The organism is Terasakiispira papahanaumokuakeensis (assembly GCF_001709345.1).
Classification (GTDB): domain Bacteria; phylum Pseudomonadota; class Gammaproteobacteria; order Pseudomonadales; family Halomonadaceae; genus Terasakiispira; species Terasakiispira papahanaumokuakeensis.
The window spans coordinates 2422973-2445163 of sequence record NZ_MDTQ01000001.1; the positions used below are offsets into that span (position 1 = coordinate 2422973).

A 22191-nucleotide genomic window follows, 5' to 3' on the forward strand; every position below is an offset into this window, starting at 1 on the left:
TCTCAAGCCATTGAAGTGGCACATGGTTGACGTTTCGAGATCACGCACAGAGCCATAAAGCGCCAGCTGAAACGAAGCGCCTAAAACGCTGCACTAGAAGTTACTTTTAAGCGTATTAATTTCATCGACCGCCCGATTAATCTCATCTAAATATTGATTCAAAGCCTGGGCCTGCTCAATACTTTGATCCACCGTTGAGCGCGTGGCCTCAGACTCCGCAATCATCTGCGTCATATCACTTCCCAATTGGGTGACTTGCTCGCTCATAGTGTCAATAAAATCACTGGCTTGATTCATACTATCGCGAATATCTAGGATCGAGGATGAAACACCACTGACCGTTTCATTCGTTTCGCCGACACTCTCATGGGTACTACGTGACAGCGTTCGCACCTCATCCGCAACAACCGCAAACCCACGACCATGTTCCCCCGCACGGGCCGCTTCAATGGAAGCATTTAAGGCCAACAAGTTAGTTTTATCGGCAATACTGCTGATCACACCGAGCACTGAAATGATTTCATCTGCATTTTTCTGGAGTCGGCTGACGCCTTCGCGCAGACGCTCTCGGCCTTCAGCCTGTAACCGTACATCGTGATGAATCTGATCAAAACGCTGCTGTATATCATTCAGTACATCCGTCACCGACGAGGTATAGCTTTGCACCGATTCAAAGCCCGACATCATGGTCGACGCCATATCTTTATATTCAGTCATGTAATTGATTAGAATCGATTGCAAGTCGATGACTTGCTCCAGGCTATGCATTCGGCTTTCCATAAAGTATTCGCGGAAATTACTGTAGTGATGAGGAAAAAGCTCAATGAGCGGGTCGCGCACAGTGTCATCACGACGATAAAACAGGATCGCCGTCAATGTCTGGTTCATATGCACACCCAGCAACTCACCAAAAGAGGAGTAACCTGCAATCACCGTATCGGCAAAGGGCTTAACGCCTTTCAACGACTGGGCATTATTCAAGCGCCGCAAAATACAGTCGTTGGCCAAGATTCCCACTAATGCTTTAGGACGTGCTCGGGCAAAATCAGCGTAGGCTTTATCTAAGGCTTGCCCAAAAGAATCACTTTGTACTAAATGCAAACGCTCACCAAAACGGAGGTCACAGAAAAAACGTGCGGCCCCCTGTTCGAAGTCAAAAGCAGCGACCGAGCGGTTATAAGTCTCCCCTCCGATCTCAACCGCAAATGAATAGCCTTCTAAATGCTTTTCCAGTGCGCTTGAAGTACAACCAAAATGTTCACACAAGGCCTCGACAAAAGGTATTGAGCGCGTCTTTCCCTGTTGCTGTACAACAACCGTACGGACATCTCGGGTATTCACATCCGCATCACCGATCACAAATGAAGTCCCGGTTTTACGGAAGTTATGATGCATAAAAATACTGTATTGATAAGCTGGTGCTAGCTTAATAAAAATGGCTACCGCACAACGTGCTGCCACTTTTTCACCATCAAAGACAAACGCTTTATCAAAGTTTAAAGTGCCTCCCGCAGAGCCTCCCACAAAGTAACAGGGAAAACCTCCATGAGCATAAATCGCCTGCATAAAGAAGCTTTCACAGCCTGACAAACCATCAAAGAAAGTTAAAGCCAGCGTGTCATGACACTGAATGCTAAAAGGCACACGGACTTTATCCAACTCACGTTTAATCTGTGTCACACGCTCCTCTTCCGATAACCGCACCTCTCCACGCTGAATATCGTCACAGGGCAATGGGATTGTCGCGATATGCAACTGAGCCATCAGTGCTTGACTATACGTTTGTACGACCACGTTATCCCAATGTCCCTGAGCAGGGGCCTCGTGGTACATTGAAGCCCCGCAAGAGCTCAACTCCCCTGCCGTCATCAACACCACCAAACGCTGAGCGAATGGCATCGAGCGCCTGAGCTGACTCACCGTTTTCTCAAAATCAAGATGAGGCGAAACAAAAGCCAAAGCGAGCGCTGTTTGGCCCTGACCAAAATCCAACGAGGCTAACTGCTCTGGAGTCAAAGAGTGAGAAGCCCCGGCATAAACCTTGATAGGCGCAGCCGATGCTGAATCGGAGGCAAATTTAGACGTGGAGGTTTTCCAGGGTAATTTCATCATCATATCCATAATGAGTGGCAGTGGTGGCGGTGACACATGAAGCGCACCAAACAAAGACATATGCCCCAAACGCTAGCATCACTCTATCTGCTTTGATTGTCTTAACTTTAGCCGTTTTTGGCTTCAGTCACTTTTGACCTCAGTCGTTTTTTGAGCTCAGTCGTTTTAAATCAATGGCTGCCGATTTCAATCTAAAGCGCTAGTGAACTATGGCCAAAGCTTCCATTTAAATGGTCGTGTAAAATCTAGCGGTCATATCAAATCTAGGCAGCCCATCAGCAAAACACTCAACAGCCCGCGATAACAGAAAGAATAGACTCAAAGTGAGCAGAAGAATAAGGGAGGAGTCAAGCATATAAAGAAAATGACCTCACCACATGAGGCCATCAAAGCAAGCTCATCAGGGTAAGGCCATTGAATACAGATCAAACGGTTAAGCTTCGCGAATACTGAATCCAGCTGCTGTTAGAATATTGCCCATTTCAGACGATTTTTTGCGCACTTTGATCTTTATTGTCGTGAACTCACGCCGAGTATGGTACTCACGACGCAAACGGTCATAAGCCTGGGCAGGCAGTTCACGGCGTAACGCAAGTCTCAGCGCAGCATCATCATCACGCGGGTCGTAACAGGCCCTAACAGCCGCACGTAAAGTCCAAATCGGATCGGCATCAGGCGAAAACCCTAAACGCTTCAACCAGGGTTCAGGGAGCAACCCCCCGAGTTTTTGTCGCGCAGGGAGCCCAAAATGCTGACAAACGGCCTGATAAATCATTTCACTGCCCCGCATTTTACCGTCCAAGCTATAGCCTGCGATATGTGGAGTCGCCAGATCACATAGCGAGATCAATTCAGGATCAAGCTCAGGCTCACGCTCAAAGACGTCCATGATCGTCAGTAGATCACCTAAATCTTTAAGACGTGCTTTCAAGGCTTGATTATCCACCACACTCCCGCGACTGGTATTCACCAGTACTGTGTCGGGCTTAAGCGATTTCAGCCGTTTCTCATCCAATAAGTGGTGCGTCGGGTAAGCGCCTTCGCGAACCAAAGGGACGTGACAGCTGATCACATCAGCTTCAGTCAACAAAGTCTCCAGATCGACAAAGTGCTGAGTCTCCTCGGGTTCCGCATCAACCCGAGGCGGGTCGCACAACAAGATCTTCACACCTAGACGGGATAAGCGTTCAGCCAAGCGGCCACCGACATTCCCCACCCCAATGATGCCAACAGTCCGCTCGCGTAACAGAAAGCCTTCCCGCTCAGCGATCCACAACAAACTGGAAATCACATACTCAACGACAGAATCCGCATTGCTGCCCGGCGCATTCGCAAAACCGATCCCCATTGACGCCAATGCCGCTTGATCAATATGGTCCGTGCCGATCGTCGCTGTTCCGACAAAGCGTACTGGCGTGTCTGCCAGCAAATCGGCATTTACAGGCGTAATGGAGCGGACCAACACAATATCAGCGTGCTTAACGGCGGCTCGATCAATCGCCCGACCCGGTAGCGTGACCAATTCCCCCAGCCCGCCAAAAAAGGGTTGGAGTAACGGAATATTTTCATCGGCTAGGATTCGCATGATTCAAACTCTAAAATAGGGCTCTAACTAAAGGAGACCTGACTTTGATCGTTCGCTGGGAAAATGAGCATGATTACTATCTCGCCCACCTCCACCAGGATATGTTCGGCGACTGGGTACTCACCCGTGTCTGGGGTCAGATTGGAACCCAGTTCGGCGGTATTAAGCATACGCTTGTCAGCTCTCTGGATGAAGCCAGTATTCTACTGGACGATATTCGCCATATTCAGGAGAGCCGGGGTATGCATAAGGTGCTTGAAGCGGATGCTCTAGAATCACTGCCTGAGCCGGTACGCGCTCAGCTACAACGAGAGCTGCCATTTTAAGTCACTTGGCATCAAGCCCATCAGAGCACAGTGTGCTAAAAGCACCACTCAAAGCGAGACACAATGACGACCGGTGTGGATGACAAGCACCCGACCACCGGTCTCGATTAAGCGCTCAGCGTTCACAATGCGCTCAATCGATCGAGGGTTCAAGTAGACGCATAGCCAAGCGGACAAAATCAACTGAAGACACAATCCCCACCAGACGTCCATCATCCAGAATAGGTAATGCGCCTTGCTTACGGGCCAATAGCAACTGCCCGGCTTCAGTCAAAGGCGTATCGGCTGAAAGCTGTGGAAAATCACGATTAATCACATCGGTTAGTGGAACCTGCTTGAGATAATGACTCAATCGATGAGTGCCATACTCATCAGCGATCCGAAGGGCTTCTCTCAACACCGCCTTTTGATTCAGTAGCCCCACTAACAAGCCCTGACTATCTAATACGGGGACATGACGGATCTGATGATCACGCATCAGTTCATGGCCATCATGCAGTGTTTGCTCCAAACGCAAAGTCACCACATCAGGCACCATGATATCGGCAACGGTGGACGGCGATGCTGGAACTTGGGAGGTTGAAGCCTCTGTTGCAGTGGTCATACGAGGTAATCCTCTGGTTATTATTACCCACTTCATTCTTCTGACTCATGCTCATATATCACGCATGAGTGTTCATACGATCCATTTTGGGATCACCCGCTTTGAGACAACCAATGAGCGAGTGCTGGCGCATCAAAGGGCCAGCCTAGCTCATCACCCCGGGTATTTTGCAGTACCGGAATACGCACACCATACTGCTCAACCCAATCGGGATGATCCGTAATTTCAACCAATTCAAGGCTCACCCCTTGCGCCCGCCAAGGCTCAAGCAAGTGCTCTGCTTGCTCACATAAATGACAGCCCTGAGTCGTGAACAAACGCAGTGTCAGTGATGATTGTGGCAAATCCATTTCAATCTCTTCGCTCTATCAATCTTGCAATGCCTTAATCGGATTAACTCATAATGCGGTGGCGAAACTCAAAGCACTGATGGATTTTCTGATTACGGGCGAAATCCGGTGGAATACTTTGTGATGTCACATTCTTCACTTCATAGCGCGCCATCAAGTCTGCGTCCAGTTGAAAACGTCGCTGATTGTTAGAGAAGATTAATAAACCGTCACTGCTTAGCAACTTCATTGCGCCGTCAATGAGTGCCACATGATCACGCTGGACATCCAGCACCCCTTCCATCTTCTTGGAGTTAGAGAAGGTGGGCGGATCCATAAAGATCAAGTCGTAACGACCTTGATGGCGCTGAATCCATTGTAGGCAATCCGCCTGCAGACGTTGGTGTTGACGAAAATCCAGCTGATTAGCTTTCAAATTACGCTCAAGCCAGCCCAAATAGGTTTTCGACAAATCAACACTCGTGGTCGCTCGAGCGCCACCTAACGCCGCTTGAATGGTCGCGGCTCCGGTATAACAGAACAGATTAAGAAAACGCTTACCTTGCGCCAGCTCATAAATGCGTAAGCGGGTCGGTCTGTGGTCAAGAAACAGCCCAGTATCGAGATAATCCGTTAAATTCACCATCAACTGCGCCTGCCCTTCGCGTACAGCGAAAAAACGACCCTTTTGATCAAACTTGGTGTACTGCGCCGTTCCACTCTGGCGCCGACGTTGCTTGAGGTGAATATCTTCTGGCGCAACATCCAACACTTCTGGAATCGCCTGCAATGCTTCCATCAAGCGCTGCTGCGCTTTATCCGGATCAATTGAACGGGGCGGCGCATACTCCTGGACATGCACCTGATGGCCATAAATATCGATCGCCATTGCATATTCAGGCATATCCGCATCATAAAGACGGTAACACTCGATAGATTCACGCTTAATCCATTTCGCCAGCTTCTTACGATTCTTCCGCAAACGATTGGCCAGCATCTGCGCCCCTTCACTTAAGATCGACGTCGCTGTCTTTTCCGAAGCGTGTTCAGCTGAAGCCGATGATTCAACACCCGCCTCATCTGTCACAACATGGCGCTCACGCTGCTGTGCCAAATCAAATAGAAACAGCTTACAGGCGATCGGCCCATTAAAGAGGGCATACTGGCGTGCCGGACTGGCGGGAATACGATGCGCTAAATCAGGATTAGAAGTAAACAGCGCGAGCCGCCACTGGCCATAATGTTCTCGCAACTGCTGACCCAATTGAGCATACAAAGTCACCAAAGGGGGAATCTCTGACAGGCGCTCCCCATAAGGCGGGTTGGTGATCACAAGCCCCGTCTCAGCAGGCGCTATCGGCAAGTGTCGAGCATCACCATGTTCCAGCGTCACAAAGGTGTCCAAACCTGCCCGCGCCAGGTTGCCTCGCGCTGCGCTTAGAGCCTCGTCGCTTAAGTCTCGCCCAATCAGTGCAGGCAGTCCTTTCGCCAGCCCTGCCTTGGCACGCTGTTCGGCCTCATCACACAAGGCTTGCCAAAGTTGAGGGACATGCCCCAGCCAACGCTCCAAACCATGACTCTCGCGCAACAAGCCTGGAGCCATATCCGCCGCCATCAAGCCGGCTTCAGCCAATAAAGTGCCAGAACCACACAGGGGATCCAATAATGGCTCACCTGCTGCGGCTCGCTCAGGCCACCCGGCACGAATCAACAAAGCCGCCGCGAGATTCTCTTTAAGGGGCGCTCGAGCGCCTTCCAAGCGATAACCTCGCTGATGCAAGCTTTGTCCACCCAAATCCAGGCTCAGCACCCCTTCATGACGATGCAACCTCAAGTGCAAGCGGATATCAGGCTGCTGGAGATCAACCGATGGACGTGCCAACCCATGATCGCGGAACTGATCGACGATCCCATCTTTGACCTGCAACGCCGTATTCCGGGTATGGCGTAACTGAGGGGTGGTGCCACTCACATCCACCGCCAGACTCCCTTCTGAGGACAGATGCTCACGCCAATCCACTTGCTGCACCAAGGCACGCAAGCTATCCGCATCACTGACGGGCGCTCGTGCCAGCGTCAATAACACCCGGTTGGCTAAGCAGCTCCATAACACCGCACGATAGGCGTCGTCCAAGCGCCCCTGGCCACGCACACTGCCAACACTTTGTCGGACGGCCTGCCAACCGAACTGTGTTAACTCATCAGCCAACAAGGCTTCTAGCCCTTTGGGGCAGGTCACCGTCAAAGTCAGCATTGACGGGTCTAGCGGCGCATCGGACATTTTTTCTCCAGAATTCATAACAATGCCATATTGGCGTGGATAATAAAGAACCCTTGTACGATTGAAAATGTCACTTTCCCTCTTACAGCAACATAGCGTATCACTAGAAGGGTGAGCCTTGGTTGATACGGGGAGTCATTGGCACTCGTTTAACTTGCTATGTGAGTTTGACTTGCCATTAAGCCTCGTAGCAACAGGTCAGGCTTGCACGGGGATAACCCGAATGTCATGAGCTGGCCGCTATCCGAATAGACATGAAAGGCCAGTTTCATCGCCCTTCATTGTGGCATGATTTCGGGTCAATCAAAGACAGTCCAAGTAAAGCAGGAGAGGCCGTACTTATGAAGCGACAGAAACGTGATCGCACTCAACGAGTCTTTATCCGCGGCTATCAGGCCGGTTTATCCGGTCGATCAAAGGACGCCTGTCCTTCCCAGCAAGACGACTTACGTCAGGATTGGATCAACGGTTGGCGAGAAGGACGCGAAGACCGCTGGTCCGGCTTTAAAGGAGTATCGGCGATTCACAAAAATCCATCTATTCTCTAACGAACCTCATGGCTTATGCCAAGTGAATAAACGATACCCGTTGCGTGGTATGAGGGCAGTCACTTAAGCACTCAACAAGCGTGCCTAAGTGTTGCCCGTCAACAGTGTCGTACCTCAACGGTGCTGTACCTCAACAATGTGATTTTCAACATAGTGTCTGGTACAGATACCGACCTTAAGGTCTGACACTCGTCACGCAGACTGGCGTCAAGGCTCGCGAAAAATCGCGAGCCTTTCTATATTCGATTCAATCAATATCCAATCCAACCTATATCCAATCCAACTCACTATATTGACCACCCATTAAGATCTGACCCTCGTTAGGATCTCATCCTAGTTAAGCGTTTGCATCACCAAGCCCTGCCAGTGCCTCAGCACAAGACTGAACCAGTTGCGGGCCTTCGTAAATTAATCCCGTATATAGCTGTACCAAACGGGCACCCGCTTGAATTTTGGCCGCCGCATCTTGCGCACAATGAATACCCCCGACGCCAATAATCGGTAAATCATTTTCTAAGGCATCGGCCAGCACACGGATGACTTCGGTTGAGGCGTCGGTCAAAGGGCGACCTGAGAGCCCCCCTTGCTCATCCCCATGGCGCAACCCCGTCACCTGTGTTTTATCCAGCGTGGTATTGGTGGCAATCACGCCATCAATCTTTAAGGCTCGCAAGGTCTGTGCCACCGCCCGAATCTCATCGTCGTCCATATCGGGGGCAATCTTGACAGCAATCGGCACATAACGCCCATATTGATCCGCTAAGGCAGCTTGCTCAGCCTTCAACGGTGCCAGCAATTCACGCAAAGTATCGCCACTTTGGAGGCTACGCAGGCCCGGTGTATTGGGAGAAGAAATATTGACAGTGACGTAATCCGCATCGGCATAAACGGCACGCAACCCCGTCCGATAGTCATCCAACGCTTGGGCCACGGGCGTCGTCAAATTCTTACCAATATTAATCCCCAGCAGGCCCTCATAATGACGCTTGCGTACCTGCTGAACCAAGTGATCAACACCTTTATTGTTGAACCCCATACGATTAATAATGGCGCCCTCTTCGGGTATCCGAAACAAACGCGGCTTCGGATTACCGGGTTGAGGTCGGGGCGTCACCGTGCCCACTTCGACAAATCCAAAGCCTAAACGTCCCAGACTATCCAGATGATCGGCGTTTTTATCTAGACCCGCGGCTAACCCCACCGCATTAGGAAACGTCAGCCCCATCACTTGCACCGGCGCATACACCGGTTCGGGTAAACCGATCCCGAGCAGATGCAACCGATTGGCGGCATTCAGCATATCTAATGACAGCTCATGGGCTGCTTCCCCGGAAAGACGAAACAGCAGGTTACGCGCCAGACGATACATGACGATCCTCACCTCTTGGTCTAAACAATCATCTACCCACGCTGATATCACCGAGCCCAGGGAATCATAAAAACAGGGGGTGTCCAGAGGGGTCATAAAAACGGGGGGAGTATAGCAGGATACACCTGCTCAGCGGGTCTTTCTGGTGTCGAAAAGTATCGAATTCACACAAGTCAACTCATCACAATCAAAGTGCTTGACTTGGGCACCTTCATTTCATTCCCGCTAAGACGAGACACGCTGGATATCTTCAAAGCGCCCTTCGTCAGTGAAGCGAATACGAAAAATACCGGAAACACCTTGCGGGCCGACGATCCGATGTAATACAGAAGCAGGGAATTGAATACGACGCCCTTCAATACTTTGCGCCATCACCCAATGACTACCACCCTGATAGTAGCGCAAGCATTGCTCACGCGTGAGGTCCAACCGAATCAGAATACTTTGCATGGAGGTCATTCAGACAAGAGTCATTGTTATATGCGACACCGGCCCCACCCTGACAGACCAATGGCACATGCCCAGCATAGGCTGATACCACCGGCCCACACGTTCCAAAGCGCATCATAAAATGATTGGGCACAAAAAACAGCGCCCCTTATTCAATAAGAGGCGCTGTCATCACGATACCATGCCTATTTTAGTCAGGTGAACCCAGCGGTTCAGCCATCGGCATCACTGATCGCAAGAGTCGCTAATTGACGCATCGCGACAGCAAACAACGGATATCCAACATGGCTACCGCCACCGCGTACATCCTCCAGCAATTGAGACCAGTGATCCACTTGCATGGCATGGCGGGTTTCCCACTGAGTCAGACGATCCTCTAGATCGGGCGCCCCTTCATCCAAGGTCAACAAACTTACCGCAAGTGCACGCTGACGATCATCCAGCTCATCACGATAGGTTTCGCGCGCCATGGCTTCCCACTGGTCATGGACCTCCAGACCCACAATTTGCTGATTCAACCAGGGGAGCGACAGCTTCTCACCAATCAGGAAGTAAGCTTCAGCCACTTGCGGTAACTTAGCGCCGGTATCGCGCTCGGCTTGAATGATATTCAAGGCGTTATACAGGTGCTGAATCCCAGCCAAGCGTCCAGCCAGTTCTGCTGGCACGTCAGCCGCGACTAACTGCTCGTGACGCGTTTTCCAATCGGATAAAGCCTCACCGCTGAGACGCTCACCGATCAACTCAGCAATCATGCGCACCTTAGGCGTAAAGTGATCCACCGCTTCTCGAATACTGAGACCCGCAAAACGATGGCGCACAAACCAGCGTGTTGAGCGGCGCATCATCCGTGTCAATTGATGCATCATCTGCAGCTGCAGACCAGACTCAACCTTGTGATCTAATGCTTCGAGTGCATCCCACAAAGCCGGAATATCAAACACATCACGCGCAACGACATAGCCACGCACAATATCAGGAATCGTCAGGCTGGCCGTATCTTGCAAACGATGCACAAAAGTGATGCCCATATGATCAACCAATTGGTTGGTCAACATAGTGGCCACCAGTTCACGTTTCAGACGGTGCTCAGTTAAACGATCACCAAACCGTTCACGCAGCGCTTCAGGGAAGGCACGACTGAGCATCTGTTCAGAGAGCCAATGATCTTCCGGCACATCTGAGGCCAACAACGAAGCCTTGATGTCACTTTTAGCATAAGCCAGCAACACCGCCAGTTCAGGCCGCGTCATGCCTAGACCTTCAGCTTCACGCTCAGCCAACTCATCATCCGAAGGCAAAAACTCAAGCTCTCGATCCAACTGACCATCATGCTCAAGATCATCAATCATACGGCGGTAATGACTGACCCCTTCACGCGAGCCAAACTCCGCCACCGCCAACGCCTGGGCCTGAGTATAACTATCGTTTAAGACCAGCTCAGCGACTTCATCGGTCATGTCTTCCAGCAATTGATTACGCTGCTTCAGCGTCAAATCACCATTGCTGACGACCTGGTTAAGCATGATTTTGATGTTCACTTCGTGGTCTGAACAGTTCACACCACCGGCATTATCGATAAAGTCGGTATACAGACGTACACCGGCTTTGGCCGCTTCGATACGCGCCCGCTGCGTCAGCCCTAAGTTACCGCCTTCGCCAACAACGCGACAACGTAACTGGTTAGCATCAATCCGCAACGTATCATTGGCTTTATCCCCCACCTCCGCATGAGTTTCATCATGCGCTTTGACATAGGTGCCAATCCCGCCATTCCAGACCAAGTCCACCGGCGACCGCAGCAGTGCCGATATCAGCTCATTAGGCGTCAAACGATCCGCCTTGATTTCAAAGCAAGCTTTCATCTCCGGCGTAACCACAATGCTCTTGGCCTCGCGAGAGAAAACGCCACCACCCTTAGAAATCAAATCAGCCGGATAGTCATCCCAACCACTTTTCGGTCCCGCAAATAATTGCTGGCGAGCCTTGAAACTGGCCGTCACATCGGGGTTAGGATCAATAAAGATATGCTTATGGTTAAAGGCCCCAACCAGTTTGATCTGGTCAGAGAGCAGCATGCCGTTACCGAACACATCGCCGCCCATATCACCAATCCCGACAACACTGAAAGGCTCACGCTGAACATCGTGCCCCATTTCTCGGAAATGGCGTTGCACTGACACCCAGGCACCGCGAGCGGTAATCCCCATTTTCTTATGGTCATACCCCTGCGAGCCCCCGGATGCAAAAGCATCACCGAGCCAGAAGCCATATTCTTCAGCGATACCATTGGCAATATCAGAGAAGGTCGCGGTGCCTTTATCAGCGGCGACCACGAGATAGGGATCATCTTCATCATGACGTAACACTTGAGCGGGCGGTAAGATCGCATCGCCATCAAGATTATCCGTGATATCCAATAAGCCTCGAATAAAGGTCTTATAGCACTCGATCCCTTCCGCCAGGAAAGCCTCTCGGTCACTGGCATCCGGCAGGCGTTTGCAGACAAAGCCCCCTTTGGCACCGGCAGGAACAATCACCGCATTTTTCACCTGCTGAGCTTTCACTAGCCCCAATACTTCGGTACGGAAATCCTCATGTCGATCCGACCAACGCAAACCACCACGGGCAACTTTACTGCCACGCAGATGCACCCCTTCAACACGCGGAGAATAAACAAAGATTTCAAACATCGGCCGCGGCTTAGGCATATCACTGATATGACGCGGCTCTAACTTAAAGCTGATATAAGGCTTAGCTCGACCTTCAGCATAGGGCTGATAGAAATTGGTCCGCAAGGTGGCCTGAATCAACTCTAAATAACGGCGCAAAATACGATCTTCAGACAGGCTGGCGACTTTCTCCAGGCCCTGCTCAATACGCGATACACACTGGCTTTCGGCAGCTTCTGACTGCGTTTTTTCCGGGTCGAAACGCATATCAAACAAGGTCACCAGATCACGTGTAATGTCGCCATGCAGGCTTAAGGTGTTGGCAATATAATCCTGCGAAAAAGAAAACCCAATCTGCTTCATGTAGCGTGCATAAGCCCGCAACATCGCGACATGCCGCCAATCAAGATGAGCCGCTAAGACCAGACGGTTAAAGCTGTCATTTTCAGCTTCACCGAGCCAGATATGCAGGAAAGCCCGGTGAAAAATATCCCGCACCTGGGCCAGGTCAAGATCGCCGGTATAGGATAAGGAGAAGTCATGAATCCAGCAGTCACTGTCACTGCGACTAATTTCATAAGGCCGCTCACCGAGTACCCGAAGCCCCAAGTGCTCCATCACCGGTAGCACATCAGACAAAGGAACAGGCTCATGCTGTTTGAAGACTTTAAACCGCAGCTGGTCGGCATCTTCGACATTGCGATAAAGCGTTAAGCTAATCGAATCGCCCGCATCCAAGGCGTCCATATGACTGATATCAAAGACCGCATTGCGGGCATTGAAATCTTCACGATAAGCCGCAGGAAATGCCTCACGATAGCGTCGCGCATAAGCATTGGCTTTCTCTTCGCCATAGCCATCGATCAACGCATTATGCAACGCATCATCCCAAGAGCGGGCGATCTGAGTGATCCGCTGCTCGAGCTCATCCAGATCGACCTCAATCGGCTGATCACTGTTAAAGCGCATAATAAATTGAATACGCGCCAGCACCGATTCCGATAAATAGGTATTAAAATCAATAAACTCTGCATCCAGCTCTTCACACAGCAAACGTTGAATGCGTTGACGCAATTCAGTACCAAACACATCGCGCGGCACATACACCAGCGCCGAATAGTGACGGGCATAAGGATCAGTCCGCAGAAAGACACGGACCAATCGACGCTCACGCATATTGAAAATACTCAGCGCCGTCTGCGTCAGCTCCTGAGTATCAATTTGGAAGAGATCATCACGCGGATAAACTTCCAGAATCTGTAATAACTGCTTGCCATTATGACCCGACAGGCTCAGCCCGGCCTGTTCTAATACCGCATGAATCTTGCGTCGCAATACGGGAATAGCGCGAGGAGTCTGGTTATACACTGTGGCCGTATAAAGCCCCAGGATATGACGCTCACCAATCACTTCACCTTGCGCATTGAACCGCTTAATCGAAATATAATCAGGATAAGCAGGACGATGTACCCGCGCCATATTGGGCGCCTTGGCAAAGTTCAGCAACTCCGGAATCAGCACAAATTGATGCTCATCCAAAGATAAAGAATCCAGGCTCTGTGCTGAATAACGCGGGTCATCTAATTTAAAGACCCCCTGCTCACTGCCTTCAACCTTAACCAGTTTACGCTCACCATTGATCACCTGAACGTCATAATCATCGGCGCCCAGGAAAGTAAAGTGATCATCCGTCAACCATTTCAAGAAAGTCGCGGCTTCTTCAACATCTGAGGCTTGTAATTGTGGCGGTGGGGTTTCACTCAACTCATTGGCCAAGACCAAGGCCTGATCCCGCATAACGGCAAAGTCATCGACCACGACATGGACTTCGCGCAGCGTCTTCAGCAGATCTTCTCGCAGCCCTTCCAGCTCCTGCTCGTCGCTACAGCGATCAATTTCCATATAGATCACGGATTCCAGCGCACTCGACTCCAAAGTTTCCTGAGGCGCCGCCAGATGCGCTAACTCACCGGACTGGCGCTGTACACGCAACACCGCGTTGTGAATCGTATGCAGTGTTAAGCCATGTTGATTCAATGCAATTCTCAGTGAATCAACCAAAAATGGCATATCCACATTCAACACCTGAATCACCGTGTGAGACGACTGCCAGCCATCTCGCTCAAACTCAGGATTAAATACTTTCAGCTTGGATTGATCACCGTCAAAATCTTGTAGGAATTGCCACAGCGACAAGGTCGTGCCGTACAGCGCCTCATTAGACCATGCTGCCAATTCGTCATAAGCCGCACTTTTATAAAGGTGAAGTGCAAAAGCCTTGATTTGCTCACAAGTCTCCTGCGGCAAACGTTTGGACAAAGGCTCTTCTAACGTTTCAATCAATTCTGACAAGGCGCTATGGGATGTTTGCATGCGTTATATCTCCAGTCTCTTGGAGCTGTAATGTAAAGACGGTAAGGCGAACCAAAATCAAATTGCGTTTTTTTAATTTAGTGCGCTTTCAGCTTCCGAGTTCTACCGCTTTCTAATCACCAAATTTCAAACCAATACCACCTGCTCACCGGGAGGTCATGTGTATTCACCCCCACACTACTGCCTATTCTCTGCCACGCCAATGACTTCAATACCCTGAGTGGCAGGTCTACTGCCCTGTGCCTAGCGCAAGAAACTCATCATGGCCAGTCATACGCTAGAAAAGAACAGGCAAACCCGATAGGCTTGGATCATTTCGTGGCGCATGTCGTGACTTGGCGACTGATCATCTGACAGCAGCAATGAACCTAGAGGCTCGATTCCGATGCCTATGCTATGACAGGTGTTATCATCCCGCACTCAACATGCACTCTACGCATAACAAATGCCAATCGAAGCACAGGCTGTTACGCAAGGATAGACAACTGACCATGAGCGTTCATCAGGCCTTTATTGATCTAAAAACAGAACTTGAGCAACAAATCATTGGGCAGCAAGCGCTCATCGAGCGGCTGCTAATTGCATTGCTGGCGGATGGACACTTACTCGTAGAAGGTGCGCCGGGTCTCGCTAAAACTCGTGCGATCAAAGCACTGGCAGAACGACTTGATGTTGGCTTTCAACGTATTCAATTTACCCCAGACCTGTTACCGGCGGACTTAACCGGCACCGAGGTCTTTCATCCAGACAAAGGGGAGTTTAGCCTCCGCCCGGGTCCGATCTTTCATGATTTTCTGCTGGCCGATGAAATCAACCGGGCGCCCGCCAAAGTACAATCGGCGTTGCTGGAAGCGATGGCTGAGCGGCAAGTCAGTATCGCCGGGCGCACTCTGCCTTTGGGCGATGTGTTCTTGGTCATGGCCACACAAAACCCGCTTGAGCAAGAAGGCACTTATCCACTCCCTGAAGCACAGCTCGATCGTTTTCTGATGCATGTCTGGATCGACTACCCCGACAGTGCAGAAGAGTTAGCCATTATGCGACTGGTGCGCAAAGAGTTGCTACAACGCCAACAAGCCGATCACAGCGCCCACCCGACTTGGGACAAGATGCCACGTGAAGCCATCCTTGATGCCCGCCAGCAAGTGCTTAACCTCCATATGGCCGAAGCCGTCGAGCATTACATTGTGGCTTTGGTACAAGCAACACGACGACCCGAAGTCTATGATGAGCAATTGGCCCAATGGCTACGTTTTGGCGCTAGCCCTCGTGCAGTGCTCGCTTTAGAAAGATGCAGCCGTGCACGCGCCTGGCTGGCTGGGCGCGACCATGTACTACCGGAGGATGTTCAAGTCCTGGCCGCCGATATCTTACGTCACCGGCTACTGCGTGATTACAGCGCTGAAGCAGAAGGTATCTCGTTGGATAGCATCATTCAGCGCCTCTTGGCACTGGTGCCTGTCGCCTAAACGGGGAATGTTTGTGCTCTCAACCGGATGGTTCAAGTCATTAGCGTTCAAGCGCTGGGCAAAACCACAAGGGTCACAAGGGGATGAAGTGGGAGCCGCTTCATACCGCTCGTCACCCTCCGCCTCTGCGCTGTCAGATGTCCCCGTCGAAGTGACCTTTCAGGATCTCTGCCAATGGCGTGCTCAGGCCCCGCTACTTCCCTTGTCGCGACTCCTGGCCCATGCGGCTCGGATTCCAGGACAACATCTATCGCCTCGTTTTGGTCGAGGCATGGATTTCAAGGAGTCACGCATTTATCAACCCGGTGATGATCCCCGTCACCTGGATTGGAAACTGACTGCTCGAACCGGCCGCCCCCATACCAAGCTCTACCACGAAGAGCGTGAACGCCCAGTTCATTTATTTATTGATCAAGCTTCCCATCTTCAGTTTGGCCGTTGTGCCAGTAAAGCCGTGCTCGCCGCCAATACTGCGGCACTGCTGGCCTGGGCGTTACTGATCCAAGGTGAACGCATTGGGGGCGCCGTGAGAGGCTCCCAGAGTGAAAGCTGGCTCCCGATCCGACGAGGGGAAAGCGCCGTTGTACAGTTATTGCACCAGCTGGTACAGCACAATCAACAGCTTAGCGCCCTGACACCGGCTGTTCCTGGCGCACTGGATGCCCACTTACAACAGTTGCCGCAACATTGCTCTCGGGATACGTTGATTTTTCTGATCAGTGATTTTCGCGACCTAGGGCATTACACCCTGCTCAAGCGCTTGGCTCACCAGCATCGACTGGTGCTGATTCACCTGATTGACCCCTTGGATGAGGCATTACCCGCCATCAATGCCCCCATCGATCAAGGATTGGGCCCTCAACCCCTAAATACTCAAGCGCGGCAACACTGGCAACAACAGCACAAAAGGCACCGGCAACAGCTCGCACAACAAGTTTTAGGCTCAGGCGGCTATCTGGCGCTACGCAGTGATCAACCGCTACTGAGACAGCTCTCGGGTGATATTGCTGAAACCAGTTAAAACGGCCGAAAATCCAGAACAAATTTATCAAGACCCGTGATAACGATCCTATGGCAAGGCCTATCACCCCATGCGCTGTTCATACAAAGCGTGTTCAAACCACACTGTTCACACAACACAACACTGCAAGCCGCAACAAAGAGGTAAACTCAAGGCATTAAGTGTAATGATGATTTTGAAGGCCCATGAAAGAAGATACGCTAACCCTACTTAACCCGCTCGTGCCCCCTCAGTCTCCAGGACTTTGGCCCCCCGGACCGCTGACCTGGCTGGTCATCGCCAGTCTCTTGCTGGCGTTCATCGCCATGTTATGCTGGCGTCACTATAATGCGACTCGGCTGCGCCGTTATGCCTATCAAGAGCTGGACAGCATTCGTGAACGGCATGCCGCCCATTTGAACAATGCGCGTTATCTCTATGAACTGAATTTGTTGCTGAGACGGCTGGCCGTGCGTAATTTTCGTCGTGAGCACGTCGCCGCTTTAACCGGTAGCGACTGGCTGACTTTTTTGGATAATAGCTTGAACACTCACGAGTTTTCTCAAGGCTGCGGCCATGTCCTCGCCCATGGCGCTTATAAAGCTGAGCCCGGTCAACTGGATACTGCGGCCCTTCATCAGCTGGTCAGATCATGGATCAAGCACCAAACCTGACACTACTATGGCCGTGGGCACTCCTACTCTGGCCCCTGCCCTGGATACTTCACCGGCTGCTTCCGAAGCAAAGCCGGGGGGAGACTTTGCGGCTACCCGAAAATGCCACTCAAACAAGTAACGCCACAGCCCCCACAACGCCATGGGCTCGATTAAGTGGGCAGTGGCGCTTTGCCCTGATTTGGACGCTACTGATCCTCGCCACCGGTCGCCCGGTGCTGTTGGATCGTTTACAGACCCTGCCACAAAATAGCCGCCAAGTGATGCTTGCCGTCGATATATCCGGCAGCATGAATGAGCGCCTGGATCACGGCACTCGCTTAGAACAAGTTCAGAAAGTCGTCGGGCAATTTGTCATGCGCCGTCAATATGACCAAGTCGGGCTGATGGTCTTTGGCAGCCATGCCTATCTCTATGTCCCGATGACCCTCGACCATCAACTGCTGGTCGAGCAGCTTAAAGCTTTGAAGGCGGGAATGGCCGGTAATGGTACCGCCATAGGCGATGCCATTGGGCTTGGCGTCAGAGCGTTGCGACGGGGTCAAGGCGAATCTGTACTGGTCGTCCTTTCAGACGGGGTTAATAATGCCGGTCAGCTCACCCCGGCAGAAGCCCTCAATATTGCCCAAGAAGCCCAAATCCGAACTCACCTGGTAGTGATTGGCCTGGAAACCACACCCGATCTTCGTGAACGCATCGAGGCCACCGGTGGCCAGGTTTTCCATGCCAACAATGTACGTAGCCTAGACAGCATCTACCAACAAATTGATCAGCTAGAGCCCGTCACTCAATTGAAGACCATTGCCCGACACGCCCCTCTGGCTCAATACCTGCTCCTGCTCGCGCTGCTCTTGAGCAGTTACTGGTTATGGCAACGACGCACCGTGCGCCCAATTCATCAACACCATCATCAACACCAGGCACAAGCAGCATCAGCTCAAGCACCTTCTGAACCTGCGCACTTGAGGCAATCGAATGAGTGACGCGATTCACCTCTGGCTGGCACGCCCCGCATGGTTACTGCTTTGGCTACCGCTCATGGGGCTGCTGTGGATCTGGTGGCAACGCCCCCAGCAGCAACAATGGCGCCAATGGCTACCGCCGAGCCTGGCCACGCGCTTATTAAAAGGTCAGCCGATTCAAAGTCGTCGGCACCCGGCCTTACTGAGCCTCATTGGCTTATTACTGGGGCTAGCCCTGATCGGCCCCCGCTGGCCGATTGAGGCCCCTGCGCATAACTACTTACAAAACGGTGTGGTCGTGATCCAACGCATGGCCCCATCACTCATGCAAAGAGACTTACCCCCTAGTCGGTTGATTCGTGCCCAAGGGCTGCTCAGTCATCTTCTCCAGGAGCGCCAACAGGGATTAACCGGACTTGTGCTCTACGCCGGCAGCGCTCATATTGCCAGCCCGTTAACGCGTGATGCCCATACACTGGACCAACTGTTGCAACTGGTTCACCCCAGCGTGATGCCGTTAAGTGGTGATGATCCCAGTGCCGCCTTTGCGCAGGCCCAAAGGCTTGAGCCCGCTCAGGCTGAAACCCCGCTATATTGGCTATGGCTGACCGACCAACTGCCACGTCCAGAACACTGGACACAACTGAAACAGCAGATCCCAGCATCAGCCCAGCTCCTACTGGTGCCCCTCTTACCCGACAGCGCCTCACTGCGCGAACAATTAACCACACTGGCCCAATCCGGGTTGATCAGTGCTCAACTGGGGAGTACAAGACTCAACCAATGGCTCAAACACCCGGATACCGCATTAAGTACTCAGATTCAGAACGCGCGCCTGTCTGATGAACAAAACCCAGGCTATCGATTTATTGAATTCAGCCATTGGTGCTTACTGGCCGCCGTGCTACTGCTGGCTTGGCAATCCCGTGATTATCTTAATCAAACCAGCCCACTATCGCTGAGTGGGCTGGTCTGGGGTGGCTTAACGCTGGTAACGGCTCTAGGGCTCAGCTTGGCCCCCCCCGCACAGGCGGGTAATGGGCGCTGGTGGTCTGCCGACTGGCAGGCTTATCAAGCCTTACAAGCTGAAACCCCAGAAATCGCCTACCAGGAGGCTGAGGCTTCGTTACTGAAAGCGCATGCGGCTTATGCATTGGGGCGCTATCAGGAAGCCGCCCAACTGTTCAGCCAACAACTGGCCAAAATGGCTCCAAGCCAAGATGACATTAGCAGCAGTGCACAGCCTCCGCTGCCGGGCAGCTACGCGGCCCTGGCTTATAACACAGGTACGGCTTGGCTAGCTGCGGGGGCGCCAGCAAAAGCCATGACGCCGCTCACCGAAGCCTTACAACAAAGACCTCGCTGGCCAGCCGCCTGCGAGCATCGCGCCATGGCTCAAGCCTTGGTTCAAGGCTCAGACCCAACAGCCCGCTTACAAGCCTGCCATTCAGGGCAAGCGGGGCGCTCGGACCATCATGACGCAACACCACCCGAAGCCAATTCGGATCAAGGCCGCCAGCCCGCGCCTCAGCTTCAAGCCGGTCAACCACCGCCACAATGTGCACAATGCCCGCCTTTGTCAGAAGCCCGACAGCGTACCCTGGAGCTTTTGGAAGAAGACCGTTGGAATTTGCTACGCAACCGTTTCCGTGATGACTTGGAGCATCAGCCATGAGATTAACGCCATGCGCTCAATCCCAGGGCCTGTTCCAAGGGCTATTCATGCTCATGAGTTTGCTGATCAGCGCACTATCTGGATCAGCTCATGCGGCCCTGCTCACCCTCATGCAACCCAGTATAGAACCGGGCGGCAGCTTCGATATTCTGATAGAAAGTCAGGATCAAGCAGGGGCACCGCCTCAGCTAGGCTGGTCTCCCGAGTTAGAAAAGCACTTCCAGATCACCTGGATGGACCAAAGCACCGAATCATTAAACCAAGGCTTTCAACACCGCTGGCTGCTGACACTCCGTCAACGTCCGGACGATGCCAGTACCGGGATGCTGACACTACCGCCCTTTACCCTAGGAAATGATCGCACCCAACCGTTGCGGGTGATGGTCACCCCCCCCAAAGTGAAGGTGACGCCGCAAACGGCTCAATCAACACACGAAAAAGTCATTTCCATACACCAGGATCTCAACCATCGGCAGGCTTATGCCGGGCAAACGTTGGTCTACCGGATGGAAATCCTCTATCAAGGATATCCCTTTGACCCCTCCCTCTCACCCTTAAAAATGGAGGGGGCTCAAGGCCGTCAGCTAGGTGAACCGATCGAACACCAAGTCACCCTTCATGGCCAGCGCTATCAAGAAGCCCGTTGGCGCGACTTGATTACCATCAACCAAGCCCCAGCGCGTATATTGCCACGCCAATTCAGTGCCCGACTCAGCCCCTTTCCCGGCAGCCATCAAAGCCGTCGACATCAAGCTGAAGCGCCCGCCATTGACATTGAAGTCCTGCCCAAACCGGCAGAATTTCCCGAGACGGCCACTTGGTTACCAGCAGAAGGGCTGGCTTTGGATTATGACCTGCCCAACACCAACCACGCCTATCAGGCCGGTGATACCTTACAACTGACCGTCTACCTGGACGCCGTCGGGCAGCAAGGGCGACTACTGCCCACTTTTCCAAGGCTCGAAACAGAAGACTATACCGTGGCGCCGGTCCGTCACCATGTTCAGGATCGATTGGTCAGTCAGCAACTGGTGGGCAACCTCCAACAGGTCATGCTGGTCACGCTTAAACGCAGTGGATCAATCCAGTTGCCCACCCTGTCCGTGCCCTGGTGGGATGTCGAGCGACATCGACTGCGCCATACGGAACTGGCCTTACCCACACTCAAAGTCGTTCCCGCGAAGGCTGTATCGTCATCTACAGATTCGCCATCAGCAAACTCGCCATCAACAGCTCAAACCGCGGTGAATACAGGCACCGTCTCTTCGACCACCGCTGACGCACAAACGTCGACGCAATGGTCCATCCTCATTGCCTCAGTGCTGGCCAGCCTAGTCAGCATCGGCGTGATACTCTGGATACACCACCGTCAACGCCCTCAACAACGTTTGGCCCGACGTATTCGTAATCAGCAACACTGGTCGCATCGTGACATCTTGAACCTCCTCGCCGATTGGGCCTCCTGGACGGGACAACCACACCCAGCATGGCAAAAACCCGGACTGCTGCGCGTGTTACGCCATGCTGCCGCGGGTCATCGCATCCCACAGCACTTACTCGCCCAGGCCTTATTAGGCCGTAGACACGCCAGAAAAGGATTGAAAAGGCAAGGATTCACAAGACTGGCGATCAACAGAAAGAAACAAACACAACACCAGCACCGTTCCCAAACATTGCTGCCGCCGCTTTACCCCTAAACTCCGCGCATCATCCAGAGAACGCTCTGAACCATGGCCGCTTAGGAGGTGAGATCACCTCGTCA

Annotated in this window: 16 protein-coding genes; 8 read left to right on the forward strand and 8 right to left on the reverse strand. The window is 52.2% G+C overall.

The features are described from left to right. Window positions 1-93: 93 nt before the first annotated feature. Entirely contained in the window at window positions 94-2172 is a 2079-nt protein-coding gene (locus BFW38_RS18345) for a methyl-accepting chemotaxis protein (protein ID WP_068998556.1), read from the reverse strand. 373 nt (window positions 2173-2545) lie between these two features. Continuing rightward, a complete protein-coding gene (pdxB, locus tag BFW38_RS10575; protein ID WP_068998558.1) occupies window positions 2546-3697 on the reverse strand; it encodes a 4-phosphoerythronate dehydrogenase PdxB in 1152 nt (383 codons plus the stop codon). A 44-nt stretch (window positions 3698-3741) separates the two neighbouring features. Between pdxB and BFW38_RS10580 the strand changes: the two genes are divergently transcribed. After that, window positions 3742-4023, forward strand: a complete 282-nt coding sequence (locus tag BFW38_RS10580; protein ID WP_068998560.1) for a WGR domain-containing protein — start codon at window positions 3742-3744, stop codon at window positions 4021-4023. Window positions 4024-4156: 133 nt separating this feature from the next. Here BFW38_RS10580 and BFW38_RS10585 read toward each other — a convergent pair whose 3' ends face one another. From BFW38_RS10585 to rlmKL, 3 genes are all read right to left on the reverse strand, one after another. Next, on the reverse strand, window positions 4157-4627 hold the full coding sequence (locus tag BFW38_RS10585) for a CBS domain-containing protein (protein ID WP_068998561.1): 471 nt from the start codon (window positions 4625-4627) through the stop codon (window positions 4157-4159). A 92-nt stretch (window positions 4628-4719) separates the two neighbouring features. After that, on the reverse strand, window positions 4720-4977 hold the full coding sequence (locus BFW38_RS10590) for a glutaredoxin family protein (protein ID WP_068998563.1): 258 nt from the start codon (window positions 4975-4977) through the stop codon (window positions 4720-4722). Between the two features lie 43 nt (window positions 4978-5020). Then, the gene (gene rlmKL / locus BFW38_RS10595; protein ID WP_084004588.1) at window positions 5021-7237 is read right to left on the reverse strand and encodes a bifunctional 23S rRNA (guanine(2069)-N(7))-methyltransferase RlmK/23S rRNA (guanine(2445)-N(2))-methyltransferase RlmL; all 2217 of its coding nucleotides are present in this window, start codon (window positions 7235-7237) and stop codon (window positions 5021-5023) included. A gap of 341 nt (window positions 7238-7578) precedes the next feature. Here rlmKL and rmf point away from each other — a divergent pair, with 341 nt between their 5' ends. Continuing rightward, window positions 7579-7785: a ribosome modulation factor gene (gene rmf, locus BFW38_RS10600; protein ID WP_069000384.1), complete on the forward strand. Its 207-nt coding sequence runs from the start codon at window positions 7579-7581 to the stop codon at window positions 7783-7785. A 337-nt stretch (window positions 7786-8122) separates the two neighbouring features. Here rmf and BFW38_RS10605 read toward each other — a convergent pair whose 3' ends face one another. The 3 genes from BFW38_RS10605 to BFW38_RS10615 all read right to left on the reverse strand — a co-directional run bounded on the left by BFW38_RS10605 (window position 8123) and on the right by BFW38_RS10615 (window position 14649). Continuing rightward, on the reverse strand, window positions 8123-9154 hold the full coding sequence (locus BFW38_RS10605; protein ID WP_068998565.1) for a quinone-dependent dihydroorotate dehydrogenase: 1032 nt from the start codon (window positions 9152-9154) through the stop codon (window positions 8123-8125). Window positions 9155-9379: 225 nt separating this feature from the next. Continuing rightward, a complete protein-coding gene (locus BFW38_RS10610) occupies window positions 9380-9604 on the reverse strand; it encodes a DUF2835 family protein (RefSeq protein ID WP_175400970.1) in 225 nt (74 codons plus the stop codon). A gap of 212 nt (window positions 9605-9816) precedes the next feature. Further along, complete coding sequence (locus tag BFW38_RS10615; RefSeq protein WP_068998569.1) at window positions 9817-14649, reverse strand: NAD-glutamate dehydrogenase; 4833 nt, start codon at window positions 14647-14649, stop codon at window positions 9817-9819. Between the two features lie 491 nt (window positions 14650-15140). On the opposite strand from BFW38_RS10615, the gene BFW38_RS10620 reads away from it, so the two are divergent. From BFW38_RS10620 to BFW38_RS10645, 6 genes are all read left to right on the forward strand, one after another. Next, window positions 15141-16118 carry an AAA family ATPase gene (locus tag BFW38_RS10620; RefSeq protein WP_084004589.1) on the forward strand — a complete coding sequence of 326 codons (978 nt, stop codon included), beginning with the start codon at window positions 15141-15143 and terminating at the stop codon, window positions 16116-16118. Between the two features lie 13 nt (window positions 16119-16131). Next, window positions 16132-17139 (forward strand): DUF58 domain-containing protein, encoded by a 1008-nt coding sequence (locus tag BFW38_RS10625; protein ID WP_175400971.1) that lies wholly within the window; start codon window positions 16132-16134, stop codon window positions 17137-17139. Between the two features lie 185 nt (window positions 17140-17324). Beyond that, window positions 17325-17792, forward strand: a complete 468-nt coding sequence (locus BFW38_RS10630) for a DUF4381 domain-containing protein (protein WP_068998573.1) — start codon at window positions 17325-17327, stop codon at window positions 17790-17792. Continuing rightward, the gene (locus tag BFW38_RS10635; RefSeq protein ID WP_068998575.1) at window positions 17771-18775 is read left to right on the forward strand and encodes a VWA domain-containing protein; all 1005 of its coding nucleotides are present in this window, start codon (window positions 17771-17773) and stop codon (window positions 18773-18775) included. Before BFW38_RS10630 ends, BFW38_RS10635 begins: the two co-directional genes overlap by 22 nt. Next, the gene (locus BFW38_RS10640; RefSeq protein WP_068998577.1) at window positions 18768-20429 is read left to right on the forward strand and encodes a vWA domain-containing protein; all 1662 of its coding nucleotides are present in this window, start codon (window positions 18768-18770) and stop codon (window positions 20427-20429) included. The genes BFW38_RS10635 and BFW38_RS10640 overlap by 8 nt, the downstream gene beginning before the upstream one ends. Beyond that, on the forward strand, window positions 20426-22126 hold the full coding sequence (locus BFW38_RS10645; protein ID WP_068998579.1) for a BatD family protein: 1701 nt from the start codon (window positions 20426-20428) through the stop codon (window positions 22124-22126). Before BFW38_RS10640 ends, BFW38_RS10645 begins: the two co-directional genes overlap by 4 nt. Window positions 22127-22191 lie beyond the last annotated feature (65 nt).

Coding starts and splice junctions, on each gene's coding strand:
- BFW38_RS18345 (WP_068998556.1), bottom strand. CDS start 2,172: ATGTCTTTGTTTGGTGCGCTTCATGTGTCACCGCCACCACTGCCACTC.
- pdxB (WP_068998558.1), bottom strand. CDS start 3,697: ATGCGAATCCTAGCCGATGAAAATATTCCGTTACTCCAACCCTTTTTT.
- BFW38_RS10585 (WP_068998561.1), bottom strand. CDS start 4,627: ATGACCACTGCAACAGAGGCTTCAACCTCCCAAGTTCCAGCATCGCCG.
- BFW38_RS10590 (WP_068998563.1), bottom strand. CDS start 4,977: ATGGATTTGCCACAATCATCACTGACACTGCGTTTGTTCACGACTCAG.
- rlmKL (WP_084004588.1), bottom strand. CDS start 7,237: ATGTCCGATGCGCCGCTAGACCCGTCAATGCTGACTTTGACGGTGACC.
- rmf (WP_069000384.1), top strand. CDS start 7,579: ATGAAGCGACAGAAACGTGATCGCACTCAACGAGTCTTTATCCGCGGC.
- BFW38_RS10605 (WP_068998565.1), bottom strand. CDS start 9,154: ATGTATCGTCTGGCGCGTAACCTGCTGTTTCGTCTTTCCGGGGAAGCA.
- BFW38_RS10610 (WP_175400970.1), bottom strand. CDS start 9,604: ATGCAAAGTATTCTGATTCGGTTGGACCTCACGCGTGAGCAATGCTTG.
- BFW38_RS10615 (WP_068998569.1), bottom strand. CDS start 14,649: ATGCAAACATCCCATAGCGCCTTGTCAGAATTGATTGAAACGTTAGAA.
- BFW38_RS10620 (WP_084004589.1), top strand. CDS start 15,141: ATGAGCGTTCATCAGGCCTTTATTGATCTAAAAACAGAACTTGAGCAA.
- BFW38_RS10630 (WP_068998573.1), top strand. CDS start 17,325: ATGAAAGAAGATACGCTAACCCTACTTAACCCGCTCGTGCCCCCTCAG.
- BFW38_RS10635 (WP_068998575.1), top strand. CDS start 17,771: ATGGATCAAGCACCAAACCTGACACTACTATGGCCGTGGGCACTCCTA.
- BFW38_RS10640 (WP_068998577.1), top strand. CDS start 18,768: ATGAGTGACGCGATTCACCTCTGGCTGGCACGCCCCGCATGGTTACTG.
- BFW38_RS10645 (WP_068998579.1), top strand. CDS start 20,426: ATGAGATTAACGCCATGCGCTCAATCCCAGGGCCTGTTCCAAGGGCTA.